General features: G+C 60.4%; 15 protein-coding genes. 9 read left to right on the top strand and 6 right to left on the bottom strand.

Annotation, left to right across the window (positions count from 1 at the left end):
- The first annotated feature begins 132 nt into the window (after positions 1-132).
- The 6 genes from AC0L37_RS14300 to AC0L37_RS14275 all read left to right on the top strand — a co-directional run bounded on the left by AC0L37_RS14300 (position 133) and on the right by AC0L37_RS14275 (position 5868).
- On the top strand, positions 133-639 hold the full coding sequence (locus tag AC0L37_RS14300) for a CAP domain-containing protein (RefSeq protein WP_212658954.1): 507 nt from the start codon (positions 133-135) through the stop codon (positions 637-639).
- Between the two features lie 209 nt (positions 640-848).
- Entirely contained in the window at positions 849-2456 is a 1608-nt protein-coding gene (locus tag AC0L37_RS14295; RefSeq protein ID WP_473315423.1) for a catalase, read from the top strand.
- Between the two features lie 566 nt (positions 2457-3022).
- Positions 3023-3517 carry an EF-hand domain-containing protein gene (locus AC0L37_RS14290; RefSeq protein ID WP_282222888.1) on the top strand — a complete coding sequence of 165 codons (495 nt, stop codon included), beginning with the start codon at positions 3023-3025 and terminating at the stop codon, positions 3515-3517.
- A gap of 88 nt (positions 3518-3605) precedes the next feature.
- A complete protein-coding gene (locus tag AC0L37_RS14285; protein ID WP_282222889.1) occupies positions 3606-4610 on the top strand; it encodes a YHYH protein in 1005 nt (334 codons plus the stop codon).
- Positions 4607-5164, top strand: a complete 558-nt coding sequence (locus AC0L37_RS14280; RefSeq protein WP_282222890.1) for a YbhB/YbcL family Raf kinase inhibitor-like protein — start codon at positions 4607-4609, stop codon at positions 5162-5164. The genes AC0L37_RS14285 and AC0L37_RS14280 overlap by 4 nt, the downstream gene beginning before the upstream one ends.
- Before the next feature lie 53 nt (positions 5165-5217).
- Entirely contained in the window at positions 5218-5868 is a 651-nt protein-coding gene (locus tag AC0L37_RS14275) for a PEBP family protein (protein WP_282222891.1), read from the top strand.
- 227 nt (positions 5869-6095) lie between these two features.
- Here the strand turns inward: AC0L37_RS14275 and AC0L37_RS14270 are convergent, their stop codons facing one another.
- Positions 6096-6701 (bottom strand): phosphotransferase, encoded by a 606-nt coding sequence (locus tag AC0L37_RS14270; protein ID WP_282222892.1) that lies wholly within the window; start codon positions 6699-6701, stop codon positions 6096-6098.
- A 350-nt stretch (positions 6702-7051) separates the two neighbouring features.
- Here AC0L37_RS14270 and AC0L37_RS14265 point away from each other — a divergent pair, with 350 nt between their 5' ends.
- A complete protein-coding gene (locus AC0L37_RS14265) occupies positions 7052-7513 on the top strand; it encodes a GNAT family N-acetyltransferase (protein ID WP_473313166.1) in 462 nt (153 codons plus the stop codon).
- A 140-nt stretch (positions 7514-7653) separates the two neighbouring features.
- Here the strand turns inward: AC0L37_RS14265 and glpK are convergent, their stop codons facing one another.
- Entirely contained in the window at positions 7654-9144 is a 1491-nt protein-coding gene (gene glpK / locus AC0L37_RS14260) for a glycerol kinase GlpK (protein ID WP_282222894.1), read from the bottom strand.
- A 141-nt stretch (positions 9145-9285) separates the two neighbouring features.
- The gene (gene glpD, locus AC0L37_RS14255) at positions 9286-10782 is read right to left on the bottom strand and encodes a glycerol-3-phosphate dehydrogenase (protein ID WP_282222895.1); all 1497 of its coding nucleotides are present in this window, start codon (positions 10780-10782) and stop codon (positions 9286-9288) included.
- Positions 10783-10955: 173 nt separating this feature from the next.
- Here glpD and AC0L37_RS14250 point away from each other — a divergent pair, with 173 nt between their 5' ends.
- Together AC0L37_RS14250 and AC0L37_RS14245 are read left to right on the top strand one after the other, a co-directional pair.
- A complete protein-coding gene (locus AC0L37_RS14250; RefSeq protein ID WP_269368038.1) occupies positions 10956-11891 on the top strand; it encodes an AEC family transporter in 936 nt (311 codons plus the stop codon).
- Between the two features lie 107 nt (positions 11892-11998).
- Positions 11999-12592 (top strand): hypothetical protein, encoded by a 594-nt coding sequence (locus AC0L37_RS14245; protein WP_282222896.1) that lies wholly within the window; start codon positions 11999-12001, stop codon positions 12590-12592.
- A gap of 15 nt (positions 12593-12607) precedes the next feature.
- On the opposite strand, the gene AC0L37_RS14240 is transcribed toward AC0L37_RS14245, so the two are convergent.
- The 3 genes from AC0L37_RS14240 to AC0L37_RS14230 are packed head-to-tail and all read right to left on the bottom strand — an operon-like array spanning position 12608 to position 15122.
- A complete protein-coding gene (locus AC0L37_RS14240; protein WP_282222897.1) occupies positions 12608-13351 on the bottom strand; it encodes a class I SAM-dependent methyltransferase in 744 nt (247 codons plus the stop codon).
- A gap of 2 nt (positions 13352-13353) precedes the next feature.
- Positions 13354-14178 (bottom strand): transglutaminase family protein, encoded by an 825-nt coding sequence (locus tag AC0L37_RS14235; RefSeq protein WP_282222898.1) that lies wholly within the window; start codon positions 14176-14178, stop codon positions 13354-13356.
- Positions 14178-15122: an alpha-E domain-containing protein gene (locus tag AC0L37_RS14230; protein ID WP_212658945.1), complete on the bottom strand. Its 945-nt coding sequence runs from the start codon at positions 15120-15122 to the stop codon at positions 14178-14180. The genes AC0L37_RS14235 and AC0L37_RS14230 overlap by 1 nt, the downstream gene beginning before the upstream one ends.
- Between the last annotated feature and the right edge of the window lie 2 nt (positions 15123-15124).

Here is a 15124-nt window from a genome sequence, read left to right as displayed (position 1 = left end):
TGATCTTCATGGACTGGCAATCTTCCTTGCGTGATATCAGATCAACCGGGCGCCATGCGCGACGCCAGAACGCTGTATGCCAGACCTTCGGATTCATGGTGCCATAGCGCCGCTACAAGTGGAATTTGCTTGATGTCGACTTTGCCCCGCCGCAGCTTTCTCGTTCTCGGTGCCGCCTTGGCGCTGTCCGCCTGCGCAAGCACCATTCCGGTCTTGCCCAAGGGCGCCAGCACGCCCGAGACCATGAGCGATGCGGAAATTCTCACCGCCATCAACGCGGTGCGCAAGGCCAATGGCGCGGGCCCCTGGAGCTACAATCCCCGCCTTGAAGACGCCGCCCGTTCACAGGCCCGCCTGATGGCCAGCAAGAACACGCTCAGCCACGATCTGGGGGTTACCCTGCGCGAGCGCGTCACCGCCGCAGGCTATCAGGGCGCCGTCGGCGAAAACCTCGCCAAGGGCTATACCAGCCTGCAAGGTGCCATCGAGGGCTGGATGCAATCCTCTGGCCACCGCTCGACCCTGCTCAATGCCAAATTCACCGAATTCGGTCTGGCCGTCGCGCGGACGTCAAACGGCAAACTCTACTGGGCCATGATCGCCGGCGGCAGTTTCCAGCCCTGGCTCAAGGTGGTCTAGCGACAAACGGGCCGGTTGCTGCAGCCGGCGTGCCGCAGACAATCCAGTCTGCGCAGTTTTGCCCGGTGTTTCGAGCCGACAAAGTGCGGCCGTGTCGCCCCTCATCACTAAGTCCTGCAACGCATGCCCGATCAGGACCGCTCACGACGGAACCTGCCGCTCCCGCCATCGGTTGTAGTGCTATAGCAACGCACCCCGAGGACACGACCATGGCCGATAAGAGCTCCGCCCCCCGCACCACGACCGATGCAGGCATTCCGGTCCAGAGCGACGAGCATTCGCTCACGATAGGTCGAGACGGCCCGATCGTGCTCAATGATCACTACTTGATCGAGCAGATGGCGAATTTTAATCGCGAGCGCATTCCTGAACGGCAGCCCCATGCCAAGGGAAGTGGGGCATTTGGCCATTTCGAGGTGACCAGCGACGTCAGCAAATTCACCAAGGCAAAATTCCTGCAGCTTGGTGCCAAAGTGGAAACCGCGGTCCGCTTCTCCACCGTGGCCGGTGAACGCGGCAGTCCCGACACGTGGCGCGATCCGCGCGGGTTCTCGGTGAAGTTTTACACCGATGACGGCAATTTCGATATGGTCGGCAACAACACGCCGATCTTTTTCATTCGCGACCCGATGAAGTTCCAGCACTTCATCCGTAGCCAGAAGCGCCGGGCCGATAACGGACTGCGCGATCATGACATGCAGTGGGATTTCTGGACGCTCAGCCCCGAAAGTGCACACCAGGTGACCTATCTTATGGGCGATCGCGGCGTGCCCAGGAACTGGCGCGAAATGAACGGTTACGGCAGCCACACCTACATACTCACCAACGAAGCGGGTGAAAAATTCTGGGTCAAGTGGCACTTCCATACCGATCTGGGCGACGGCAATGCGCACCTGACACAGGACGCGGCTGACAAGATGGCCGGCCAGGACGGCGACTATCACCGTCGCGACCTGTTCGAGCACATCGCCCGCGGTGAGTTCCCAAGCTGGACGTTGAAGTTCCAGGTGATGCCTTTCGACGACGCCAAGACCTATCGTATCAACCCGTTTGACCTCACCAAGATATGGCCGCATGCCGATTATCCGTTGATGGAGGTCGGCAAGCTAACGCTCGATACAAACCCCGTGGATTGGGATACGCAGATTGAGCAATTGGCCTTCGAGCCAAATAATATGGTGCCGGGTATCGGTCTCAGCCCTGACAAGATGCTTCTCGCGCGCGGGTTCTCCTATTCTGACGCACACCGCGCTCGGCTGGGGGTCAACTACAAGCAGATTCCGGTCAATCAGGCCAAGGCGGCGGAGGTGCATTCCTATTCGCGTGCCGGGCGCGGCCGCACTGTCAATGCGCTCGATCCGGTCTATGCGCCCAACTCATATGGTGGTGCCGGAGCGCAGCCGGAAACAGGGGGAGAAGCGACCTGGATGGCCGATGGCGACATGGTCCGCGCTGCTTACACACTACGCGCCGCAGATGACGATTGGAGCCAAGCCGGTGCACTCGTGCGCGACGTCATGGACGATGAGCAACGCGAACGATTTGTCAAAAACGCTTCTGGACATCTGGCCAACGGCGTCAGTGAGCCGATCCTGGAGCGCGCTTTTGACTATTGGCGCAAGGTGGATAAAGACATTGGCGACCGGATCGAAAAGGCCACCCGCGATATGCTCGGCGGCAAGTCTCAATCTCCAGGCATGGCCAGCGCCAAATCGATCTCCGGCTACCATGGCGTTCCCGCCACGGCATCGATCGCCAAACGCGATGCCCAGAACGGCGCCTCCCCTGACCAGCAAGACAAACCAGTCTCGCGATAGCCGTCACCTCGTCTAAGACAGGGTTCCATCTCCTGACCGGCCGCAAACCGGTCGGTCAGGAGAAAACCCCAAATCGCCCATCTGCTGAAGACCCCATTTCAGCCACTCAAGCCGTATGTTCCGATGTATGAAAGCAGACGCCTCTCCACATGGCGATAGCTGCTCGCGACTGATGGCAAAAGCCGGTTGCGTCAGCGAAGACGCCGATGCGACATGCGATGCGTCGACCCGGCCAGGTCGACCCTGGCCAAAATCGTTCAGCCGCAACTGCGTCCTTCAGTTCTCTCCCAAGGATAGGAATAGCGATCTTGTCGTTACTCACCGGATGAGAGCGGCCACACGCGCTCACCCATCGCAGCGGGCAGCGTTACGGCTCCGTGTCGTTGAGGAGCAGTCTTATCCTGCACGACCTCAGCAATGACGATCCGTTTCCAAACGTTCATGTTTGCGACCGGCTTGTAACGTGCCATCGGGCAGCTCGCGACCGTATGACTATGCGTAACAATCGCGGGTCCCATAGCGGCCCGCCGATGGCGTGATATTATCTTTGGGAGTTGCAGGGCACAATGAAAACGACCACGAAGCTCATTCTGGCGGCAGCCACTATGGCCCTGTTGGCCAGCTCTGCCTTTGCGCAGACTGCGGGAAACAGTCTGACGAATGGTCCCCGGAGCCCCGGACCTCACGGTCCTTTCAGCGCCTCTGATTTTGATCACGACGGTCAGGTTACGCGGGCCGAAATCGACCAGTTTATCGTGATGGGCCCGGAACGCAGCGTCGGCATGGTTGCCTATTTTGACCAGTTCGACCTCAACCAGGATCAGGTTCTTGACGAAAGCGAGGTCGCCAGCGTTCAGCCCGAGTTCGCCTTCGATGGCTCAGACGCCAATGCGGACGGTCGTCTGACACTTGCGGAAGTTACCGACTATGCCAACGAACGGCTCTACCGTCAGATGGGCCTTGGTGAATTTTTTGATCTGATCGACATCGACGGAGATGACACGGTTTCCGCCGAAGAGATTGAAGCCGCCCACGTCTCCGGTCAGTTGCCGCGCGGCTAGTCATCGCCTGGCGGTGATCTGAAAGGTCGCTGCCATTGCCGAGCCGTTTTTCAGTCTCAGAGCCCAACAGGCAATCACTGGAGTCACCATGCCGATAACGAAGCCTCTCCATTTTCAGTTCGGTGTGACAACGCTGACGATGCTCATCGGAACAGCGGTTTTTACGCCCGCTACCGCACATTCCCACGAGACAGAAGACGAGCATTGCGCCGCCGTCATGGCATCTGTGGCCGATGCCGGATTTGCCGATAGCGTCAGCGTCACCTGTGAGAATGGGCAGGCGGTAATGACATCGGACACCTATCCCGACCACACTCTGATGACCGGCATTGTCGGCACCAACGAGCAGGTGCCGGTTCCGGCCAAGGACTATGCCGCGCCCATCCCGTTGCAGCCAAGCCTTGGGGAAACCCCGCAAACGCGCGATGCGGCCTTGGGTGTGGCCGTCAACGGCGTGCCGATCTTTGACTATACCGGCGGCGGCGAGATGACCGAGGCCGATCTCTACCACCACCAAACCCAGCACGACACCCTGCTGACCCAGCAGCTCGATGTCTGTGGTGGCCATGCCGGACGTGGCGATGATTATCACTACCACGTCAAACCGACCTGCATGATCGAACAGATGGACAATGCCGGTGACGACGCCATCATCGGCTGGGCCTTTGACGGCTTCCCCATCTTTGGTGACAACAATCCCGACGGCACGCCCATCGCCATAGAGGTGCTCGATGTCTGCAACGGGCAGGCCGACGACACCTTTGGCTATCGCTATCACACCTCGCTGGAGGCCCCCTATATCATCCAGTGCCTGATGGGCACGGTCGCCGATCTGAAAGATTTGCCACGGACTGCACCATTGTCACCTGCCGGTGGCGGCGTTGGTCTGGAGCCCGGTCAGCCGCCACGCGGTGGGGTTGAGAATCTGGTGTTCACCCAGGATGCCTCGGGTCAGCGCAGCATGGATTACACCTATCAGGGCGAAGAGTACTACATGCGTTACACACCCTCCGACACGCCGGACTGCTACGATTTCGAAACGCGCACGGTGACCAATAAGGGCGAGATCAAAACCGGCGAGTACTGCAGATGATGCCGGTCGCGCCACGGCGCTGGATCACTGCGCTGATGCTGGCAGGATTAGCCGGGTCGGCGGCAGCGCAGGACATGTTCATGCTGTCGAGCCCGGTCATGGTCAATGGCGGTACTTTGCCCGCCGATCTCAAATGCACCCGCGACGGCGGCGACGGGCTGACGCCGCCTCTCGCCTGGTCCGCGACGCCTGTCGACACACAAGGCCTGGCGCTGATCATGCACCACTATCCCAAAGGGACCGTCGAGGGGGTGGATGCGCCCAGCCAGTATTGGCTGTTGTGGAATATTCCTGTCGACACTGTTGAGCTGCCACGAGGCAATCCCGCCTCCATTGGCGATGAGGGGGCCGACAAGGATCAACGGCGCACCGGCTACACACCGCCATGCTCGCCACCTGGCGCCCAGCATGAATATGTCATCACGCTCTACGCACTGAGCAGCGCACTTGACGATTTGCCAGCCCATGATGACCTGCAAGTGGACTGGTCCAGCATGACCCGGGCCATGGAAGGCAAGATCATCGCGTCATCCAGTATTGCCTTCCTGAATTGAACCGATCCCCCGCCGCAGGACGCCTGTTCCTGAACCATATGAAGGAAAACCAGATGCACACCTTACTCGCGACCGCAATCGTGCTGAGCCTGGGCACCGGCTCGGTGATGGCCCAGAGCCAGACAATCACTGCTGATGTATGGGCGGACAACTGGTTCGAGATGTATGTGAGCGGCGAAAAGGTCCTGGAAGACAGCGTGCCGATCACGACCGAACGCTCGTTTAATGCCGAGACGGCCAGCTTTGAAGCCGACATGCCCATGACCATTGCCATCATGGCCAAGGATTTCAAGGAGAACGATTCCGGGCTCGAATATATCGGCACCAATCGTCAGCAGATGGGCGATGGTGGGCTGATTGCACAGTTCCACGATGCCGCAGGCGCCCTGGTTGCGGTCACCAATGGCGATACGCGTTGCCTGGTTGTCCACCATGCGCCGCTGGATGTCTCCTGCGCCAAGGAGAGCAATCCGGTTGCCGGTGAGGGCGCCTGCGGCTTCACCGAAACCGATATTCCGGCCGACTGGACCGCGCCCGGCTTTGACGACAGCGTCTGGCCCGCTGCCGTGGTGCACAGCGCCCAGGAGGTCAGTCCCAAGGACGGCTATGACGAGATCGCTTGGGACAGTTCAGCCGAGCTGATCTGGGGCGAGGATCTGCATCAGGACAATACGCTGATCTGCCGGATAACAGTGGGCAGCTGAATTCAAACGCCGGGGCGCTTAAGTTTGCTACCGACGAACAGGTGGAAATGCGGACCATCAGCTTTCCACCCCATTATCGGCGTTGCCGGAGCCTCATAAGAGTTTCCGCTTTAAGGACGTCACCGACGAAGACCTAACCTCTGAAATGGGGCGCGTTGCGGCCCGGCGGCTTGCGACCCCATTTCAGACTATTAGGCGTGCGTTCTCAAATCGCAAAAGCAGCCGCCCTATGAGACGCCCGCAACTATACGATCGAGCGTGTCGTGGTGCTTGACCAACCATCCCGCGCTCCGGGCTCGCCAGATCACCGCCTCTAACAAGCCTGCTGGATCTGTATCCCGCCGGGCAAGGTTGCTCGATATTTCGTTCGCTGCATTCAGCACGGCGAAATCGCGCACCATGCCCATAAATCCGACCCGCTTTATGTGGGGCAGCTCATAGCCATCGAGCAGCATTCGCACTTGGCGTCCCCGAGCTTCCACGCTGCCGAGCCCCAGTTTCTCTGCCAGATCATCATCGAACAAAAGAGCATTGAGCCAACACGCCTGCGCCACTTCCACAATAGGATCAACAGGGCCGGCTTCTTCCCAATCAATGAGAGCTACGGGCATCCCCTGTTGCGCAATGATGTTCCATGCGCCGGTATCGCAATGGCCGATCGTGCTCGCTCGTCCGAGTTTTCGACCGAACCACGGCCGCCAAGTGGCGTCCATTGGTGGAACGAAGGTTGCCGTGGCCCGATGCAGATCCCTTAGGATCGCACCGACCATCGGCAAGGCATCGTCGATCCAAGGATATGGGTGCGGACTCTCGCCTTCAACGAACGTCAGCATTTCCCTTCCTTGCGCGTCAAAGCCATCGCCGACTACGCGGGGCGCATACGCAAATCCCTCAGCCTCCAGGTGGCGCAGCAGACAGACCGTTGTCCTCGACCAAGGCGCAGGTTGCCTGAAAACAACTTTGCCCAATCGGGTTACCGTGGACCGTCCACCAACCAAAGAAATCTCTGCCGCAGAATTGAGCTCTTCATCCATCCGAGCAGTATGGTGAAGTAGCGGCGCGTCGCAATGCCCACCGTTGGCCAGGCTAAGGGTGCCTAGACTGACAAACCTGCCGTGAACAAGCCCCTCCCACAAACGCCCGTCAGAAACCCACCCCTTTCAAGAAGCACGCTGACAAAGGGATGGCTTGGCGACATGATGCGTGGATGGAGCTTCGACTATTTTCAGCTGATGACTGGTCCTGGGTTCAGGAGTGGTACCAAGACGCGCTCCTGGATCGCGAACTTGGGCCCATGGACACCGACTGGCTGGATGCCGTCCTCGCGGAACGCGACGGCGTTCAGCTGGTAGCCATGATCGAGGCAAAACCGATCGCCCTGATCGGATGTGTTTGGGGTACGGAGCAACATCCATCTCACCACATCACCGATATCGCTGTAGCCCCCAGCATGCGCGGCCAGGGCTTGGCATCCAAGGTATTGCACCAGGTAGTCGCCTGGCCCGGGCACCCCTATACCTCCAAGTGGACGGCTTTCGTCAACCCGCGCAACTTGCAAGCGCAGTCGTTGCTGCGGAAGAACCTCTGGGCAGAGGTGGGCGTGTTCGAAGGCATGATGCATTTTGAGAAGTCCATCACGACCTAGAGAAAGGCTGCTTTGACCGAGATAATATCAAAAGCCGCCAGGCCGCTTTCCACCCCATTTCAGACGTGGCTGGCCACCTGTCAGAACGGAAGCTTTCTAAACCCTGGTGTCTCGGCTCTCGGCAGCTCTTCGGCTCGCCCCTAGCGCGTCGTCAGCGTCCGCTGCACGGCATCGTCCCAGCCCTTGATCTTGGCGTCGCGCGTGGTGGCATCCATCTCGGGTTTGAACTGCTTGTCCAGCGCCCAACTGGCGGCAAATTCGGCCATCTCGGGCCATACCCCGACCTTTGAGCCGGCCAGCCAGGCCGCACCCAGTGCCGTGGTTTCAAGGATTTTGGGTCGGTCGACTGGCGCATCCAGAATGTCGGCGAGAAACTGCATGGTCCAGTCCGAGGCGACCATGCCGCCATCGACCCGCAGCACGGTCTTGCCGCTATCGCCCCAGTCCTTGCGCATGGCTTCAAGCAGGTCGCGCGTCTGATAGCAGACCGCTTCAAGCGCCGCCTTGGCGATCTCCGCCGGGCCCGAATTACGCGTCAGGCCATAGATTGCCCCGCGCGCATCGGCATCCCACCAGGGCGCGCCCAGCCCCACAAAGGCGGGCACCATATAGACATTCTGGCTGGGGTCCGCGGTGCGGGCCAGCGGGCCGGTTTCGCTGGCATGCTTGACCAGCTTGAGCCCGTCGCGGATCCACTGCACCGCCGCCCCGGCGATGAAAATCGAGCCTTCGAGCGCATAGACCGTCTCGCCGTTGAGCCGATAGGCGATGGTGGTCAGCAGCCGGTTCTTGGAGCGCACAATGTCCGTGCCCGTATTGAGCAGCGCAAAGCAGCCTGTGCCATAGGTCGATTTGAGCATGCCCGGCTCAAAGCAGGCCTGCCCGATCGTGGCCGCATGCTGGTCGCCCGCCACCCCCAGAATAGGGATGTCAGCGCCAAACAGGCTTGCCTCGGCGGTGCCGAAATCATCGGCGCAATCCTTCACTGTCGGCAGCAGCGCGGCAGGCACGGTGAACAGGTTCAGCAGTTCGCTGTCCCACTCATTGTCGGCAATGTCGAACAGCAGCGTGCGGCCCGCATTGGTCGCGTCGGTGACATGGGACTTGCCGCCCGTCAGCCGCCAGATCAAAAAACTGTCAATGGTGCCAAATGCCAGATCGCCGGCTTCGGCCCGCGCGCGCACGCCCTCGACATTGTCGAGCAGCCACTTGATCTTGGTGCCGGAAAAATAGGGGTCCAGCAGCAGCCCGGTCTTGTCGGTGACCAGCGCTTCATGCCCGTCCTTCTTGAGCGTGGCGCAATAGGCTGCGGTGCGCCGGTCCTGCCAGACAATCGCATTGTGCACCGCCTTGCCGGTCTTGCGGTCCCAGATCAGCGTGGTTTCGCGCTGATTGGTGATGCCGATGGCCGCCACATCGTTTGCGGTGATTTTCGCGTCCTCGAGCGCCGTCTTGACCGACCAGAACACACTCTCCCAGATCTCTTCGGGGTCGTGCTCTACCCAGCCGTCCTGGGGAAAGATCTGGGTGAATTCCTTCTGCCCGGATCCGGCAATGCTGCGATCCTTGGCAAACACGATTGCCCGGCTCGAGGTCGTGCCCTGATCAATCGCCAGAATATAGTCACGCATCACAATCTCCTCGACGCCGAGTTTTCGGTTCTATCGTCTCCCGCCCCTTATAGGGGGGGACAGGGGCGGGGGTGTTTGAGCCACGGCCTCACCCCACCCTAACCCTTCCCGTCAGGGAGAGGGAATATCGCCGCGCCTGTATCAGCCGGCTTTGGCCAGATAGCCTTCGAGCCTTGCCGTCTCGTCCTTGCTCACCCGCAGACCCAGCTTGGTGCGCCGCCACAGGATATCCTGCGCGGTGCGCGCCCATTCATGGCTCACAAGATAGTCTACTTCGGCTGCATACAGATCAGCGCCAAAATGCTCGCCAAGGCTGGCCAGATCCTGCCGGTCGCCCAGCAGCACGCGCGCCCTGGTGCCATAGAGCCGGGTCAGGCGATGCGCCATTTCCTTGGGCAGTTCGGGATAGTCCTTGTGCAGCCGGCGCACCTCGGCATCGAACGCCAATGGCTCGAAATCGCCGCCGGGCAGGGTGCTCTTTTTGGTCCAGCGCTCGCCCTTGGCCCCCAGCACTTCTTCGATCTTTTCGAGCACCGACTCGGCCAGCCGCCGCGATGTGGTCAGCTTGCCGCCAAACACATTGATCGCCGCCCCAGTTTCGGCATCGCCATCCACCTTGAGCACATAGTCACGCGTGGCTTCTTGGGCCGCGCTGGCACCGTCGTCAAACAGCGGCCGCACGCCCGAATAGCTCCAGTGGATATCGTCATGGGTCAGCGGCTTGGCAAAATACTCGCTCGCCGCGCTCAGCAGATAGTCGGTTTCGGCAGCGGAGATTTTGACGTCCTTGGGGTCGCCATCATAGTCCTCATCGGTGGTGCCGATCAGCGTGTAGTCGTTCTCATAGGGAATGGCGAAGATGATACGCCCGTCGCTGTTCTGGAAAATATAGCAGCGGTCATGGTCATAAAGCTTGTGCACCACCAGATGGCTGCCTTTGACCAGCCGCACATTATGCGCGCCATTCTTGCCCATAGCTCCGGTGATGACATCATCAACCCAGGGCCCGGCGGCATTGACCACCAGCCTGGCGCGCACGGTCTGCCGACCTGCTTCACCATCCAACTCGACGATCCATTCACCCTTGTCGCGGCGCAGGCTGGTCACCTTGGTGCGCACATGCACCGCCGCACCCTTGTCGGCGGCGTCGCGGGTGTTCAGCACCACAAAGCGTGCATCATCCACCCAGCAGTCGGAATACTCAAAGCCCAGCTTGTAGCCTGGCTTGAGCGGCTTGCCGGTGATGTCCTTTTTCAGGTCCAGCGTCTTGGTGGGCGGCAGCAGGCGGCGCCCGCCCATATAGTCATACATGGCCAGCCCGGCGCGCAGGATCACTGCTGGCCGCAGGCCCTTGTGGTGCGGCAGCACAAAGCGCAGCGGCCAGATGATATGCGGCGCGGCAGCCCACAGGATTTCCCGCTCGGCCAGCGCCTCGTGCACCAGTCGGAATTCGTAATGCTCAAGATAGCGCAGCCCGCCATGCACCAGCTTGGTCGCGGCCGAGGAGGTGCCCGAGGCGAGATCATTCATCTCCGCCAGCGCCACCGAATAGCCGCGCCCCACGGCGTCCCGCGCCACACTGGCGCCATTGATGCCGCCACCAATGACAAAGATATCAACGCTGTCGCCTACGCTCATGGGTTCCATCCTGTGTTGCTTTCGTTTCTACGCGTTTGGATTTCGGATTGGAAGCATAGAGTTTCGTTTATCATCTCTGACGGCTACGTCAATCTACCATACCAGCTGGCCATTGACCCCGCGGTTTTGGCGGCGTACGGCAGGGAACCATCCCGGCCCCGGAAGTCTCGGCCATGCTCGCCATCATCAGCGTTATTCTGCCCATCTTTGCATTGATGGCGTTTGGTTTTGGCGCCGTTCGGCTGCGCCTGTTTCCGGCCGAAGGCATTAAGAGTCTGATTGCCTTCGTCAATAATTTCGCCACGCCCTGTCTGCTGTTCCACTCACTGGTAACGAGCGACTTCGCCGCCGCGTTCAATCCCGCGATCATTGGCCCCTATTACATCGGCGCACTGGTCTGCTTTGTGCTGGGCATCGTCATTGCCCTGCGCGGCTTCGGCAACAGCCCCGGCGTTGCCGTCTCGGTGGGTTTTTCGGGCATGTTCACCAATACCGTTCTGGTCGGCCTGCCCATCATCCAGCGCGCCTATGGTGTCGAGGCGCTGCCGGTGGTGCTTTCCATCATCGGCCTGCATGGCGCCATCCTGCTGACCACCGGCATGGTCACCATCGAGCTGATGCGCCGCGATGGTGCCTCGCTGGGGCGCACCTTGCTGGTCGCCGGCAAGCGCGTGGCATCCAATCCGCTGATCTGGGGCATTGCCGCCGGCATGATCGGCTATTTCGCGGGCCTGCAACTGGTCGAGCCCGCCGATGCCTTCCTGCGCATGATGAGCCAGGCCGTCGTCCCCGCAGCCCTGTTCGGCATTGGTGGCGCCCTCAACGAGTTCAAGCTCTCCGACAATTGGCGCCAGGCGCTGATTGCCTCGCTGATCAAGCTGATCGTTCACCCCGCCATCGCCTACGTGCTGATGATCTGGGTGTTCCATGTCCCCATGGAGATCGCGCGTTACGGCATCCTGCTCTCGGCCATGCCTGCGGGCGTCAATGCCTATGTCTTCGCCACCTATTACAATCGTGGCGTCAACGTCGCCGCCAATACCATTCTGATCGCCACCGTCAGCTCGGCGCTGACCATTTCGATCTGGCTCTACATTCTGACGCTCTAGGCACGGCCTGCACCGATCACGATTGTCGGCCCACACGCCTTTGGGCGGAACTACTTTAGCCCAAAACCATTTGCCTGCCACCCTTTGGATAAGCCGGTGGTTGTGTCGTGCGTGTTGCTTTCATTCTGTTTTTGACTCTGCTCGGAGCCCTTGTCAGCTTCACGGTAACTGCACTCGGCCAGGATCGCGATCAGGCAGTTTTCGCCTTTGGCGGGCGCTATGTGGACGGCTATTTTGAGCACGCTCTGGCGCCGCTGATCGCTGATTACGAAGACAATGTGGTGCTTGGCGCTGGCTATCAGAAATTCCTCGCCGAGCCGCTTCCCGACTTCCATCTTGGTGTCGAGGCCGGCCTTGCCCTGCGGGGCGGGCAACAGGCCAGCGGCGAAGTCTGGGCGGGCGCGGTGGCTCGCTATGATGGCTGGACCATTGGCGAACAGCTGCGCATCTCACCCGCCTTCACCTTTGGCCTGAGCGCCGTCACCAATTCCATTGGGGTTGAGGCCGAGCGCGCGGCAGACCGCCATGCCGATCCCGGCCTCCTGTTTTATCTGGCGCCCGAGATCAACCTGTCAGCCCCGGATAACCCGGACACAGAACTGTTCTACCGCGTGCAGCATCGCTCCGGCGCCTGGGGAACCATGGGCGACATGTTCGACGGCCACAACGCCCAGGTTATCGGCCTGCGCCATCATTTCTAGGCAGCAAGGCCGGGCTCACCCCTGGCTGGGGAGATTGGCCACGAACACCATTTCGGGCGAAAGCAACGCGTCGAACGCCGTGCCGTCCCAATCGCCCATCACCGTGTTGAGCACCAGACCCGCTTGCGCCAGCTGGCCGGCGATCGCCTCGCGCGTCAGAAACAGCAGCGTATTGTGCGAAACCATCGCAGCGTCAGCCAGCGTGTAGTGGGTGTCGAAGTGTATATAGGCGCCATCCAGGCGTATGTTGCGGTGCGCTTCGGTCACACTTTGCCCATCAAACTGCAGCACCGTTTCGCCGCCCCACCGCGCCACCCAGTCTATGGCAGGGTTCCGGGACTCAAAAACAACCTCGCCGCCAGGTGCCAGATGGGTGCGGATCACCGCCAGCGTTTGCTGCACGGCAGCCTCATCTGCCAGCGCCTGAAAGGCATGGCCGGTCATGATGATCAAGTCGAAACGCTTCTCGCTGCAAAACTGCTCGGCGGTAGCCTGAACCCATTCGATCTGTGCGCCATTGGGTTTGTTTCTGGCCACCGCGAGCATGGCGGCGGCGGGGTCAACCCCAGTCACGCTATGGCCGCGTGCGGCATAGGCGTCGCACAGCAATCCCGTACCGCAGCCCAGATCAAGGATGCGCTTGGGGGTATTCCCGGCCCGCTCAAGATAGAAGTCGCGATCCGCTGACCAGCCGCTGTCCTGATCATAGAGCCGCGCCAATAGCGGGCTCTCATAATGCAGGGGATTGGCGGCCGCCAAACTCAGGCCTCCGAAGCGACCGATACGGATAGCACTTCAACGCCGTCGCCTTCGGGCGATGCGCGCAGCGGGGTGCTCGACAACTCGTCCAGCCCAACGGCCATCCGTACATGGCGGTCGGACGGACAGATTTGCAGCAGCGGATCAAACCCCACCCAGCCCAGCACCTCGTCATAGGCTTCCGCCCAGACATGATAGCCAATCAGATCGTCATCGCCATCAGGTTCTGCGGCCACATAGCCGGTCACAAAACGTGCCGGGATGTCGAGCGCACGCGCCCCGCCAATAAACATGTGAACCAGTTCGCTGGCTGTTGCCGGTGCCGCCTCATCCGAACTCTGGCTCTGGCTTTGCGAGCTTCCCGACGAACTCTGCGACTGGCTCTGACCTGCTTCGGTGTCCACGCCCAGCGTTTCGCCCACACGCGCCATCAATGCGTGCAGCACATCGATCCGCAGATCCTTGCTACCTCTGAACTTGCTGTACAATGTGACCGAAACCTTGGTCAGCGGCGTAATCCGCTTGAACAGCGCCGGCACGTTTTCGCCGCTGATACGGCCAACAACACCATGCTTGTCCGTGGTTTGCACGATACCGCTTACGGTCACCACCAGCGGTCCTTCGGGCTTTTCCTGGTTCACCAGTTGAACGCTATTGCCATAGGCATCTGAAAACACCGCCGCATTGTCGATCCCGGGAACCTCGACATTCCACTCCTCAACAGTCTGCGTCGATCCATTGCTGGGCGTCAGCAACAGGTGCATCACGGCGTGAGCTGTGCCGGCAGGCGGGGTAACGCTCAATTGGTGGCGGATGGTGATACGCATCAGTAAAAGTTGTAACTCTCCGAAAGGGTGTCCGAAACGCGGTCGGCCCGGGCCATGAATTCGGTAAGGAAATCATGCAGCCCAAATCCGAAGATCTTGTCCATGTCGGTGTTTTCCACCATGGCTCGTAGCTGGCTTGCGGCCTCGTTGCAGGCCTGGCGCTCGCCATAGAACTTGCTCAGCGTCGCCAGATTGTCTTCCACATACTGTGCGCAATACACCAGTGATCGGGGCATTTCGGGCCGCAGGATCAGGAAGTCGGCGATGTTATGGGCCTTGTAGCGGTCGTGATAAACGTGACGATAGCTGCGATGGGCCGACGCCGCCCGCAGGATCAGCGTCCACTGCTGGATGTCGAGATCCCCGCCCACCATTTTCGAGCGCGGCAGCAGCACATAATATTTCATGTCCAGAATACGGGCCGTATTGTCCGCACGCTCGATGAAATTGCCTGCCTGCTGGAAGGCGAAGCCGTCATCGCGCAGCTTGGTGCCCAGCAGGGCGCCGCGGAACTGGTGGCCGATATTCTTGACCCATTCGAGCAGGCCCAGCAGCTTGGCGCCACGCACATGGTGCGGCTTGATCTGGCTGAATTCCAGCCAGGCCGAATTGATCGCTTCCCACATATCGCTGGTGATGGCGGTGCGCACAGTGCGCGCATTGGTCCGGGCGTTGAGCAGGCAGGAATAGACCGAGCTGGGGTTCTCGGGGTCGAACATCATGAACTGGGCAACCGTATCGACGTCAGCAACACGATCCTTCTTGCCGAATTCCTCTTCGACTTCGGCTGCCTGCATCATCGAGATCAGATGTTCCGACACCCCGCCTTCACGGCGCGATGTCAGGCTCATGCGGTAGCCCACCTCCAGCAGGCGTGCCATGTTTTCGGCCCGCTCGACGTAGCGGCTGAGCCAGAACAGATTTTGTGCAGTCCTACCGAGCATTC

It is taken from the genome of Devosia sp. J2-20, assembly GCF_055808475.1.
The sequence above is the reverse complement of the archived record's forward strand: the minus strand, read 5'-3'. Positions and strand labels throughout refer to the sequence as shown.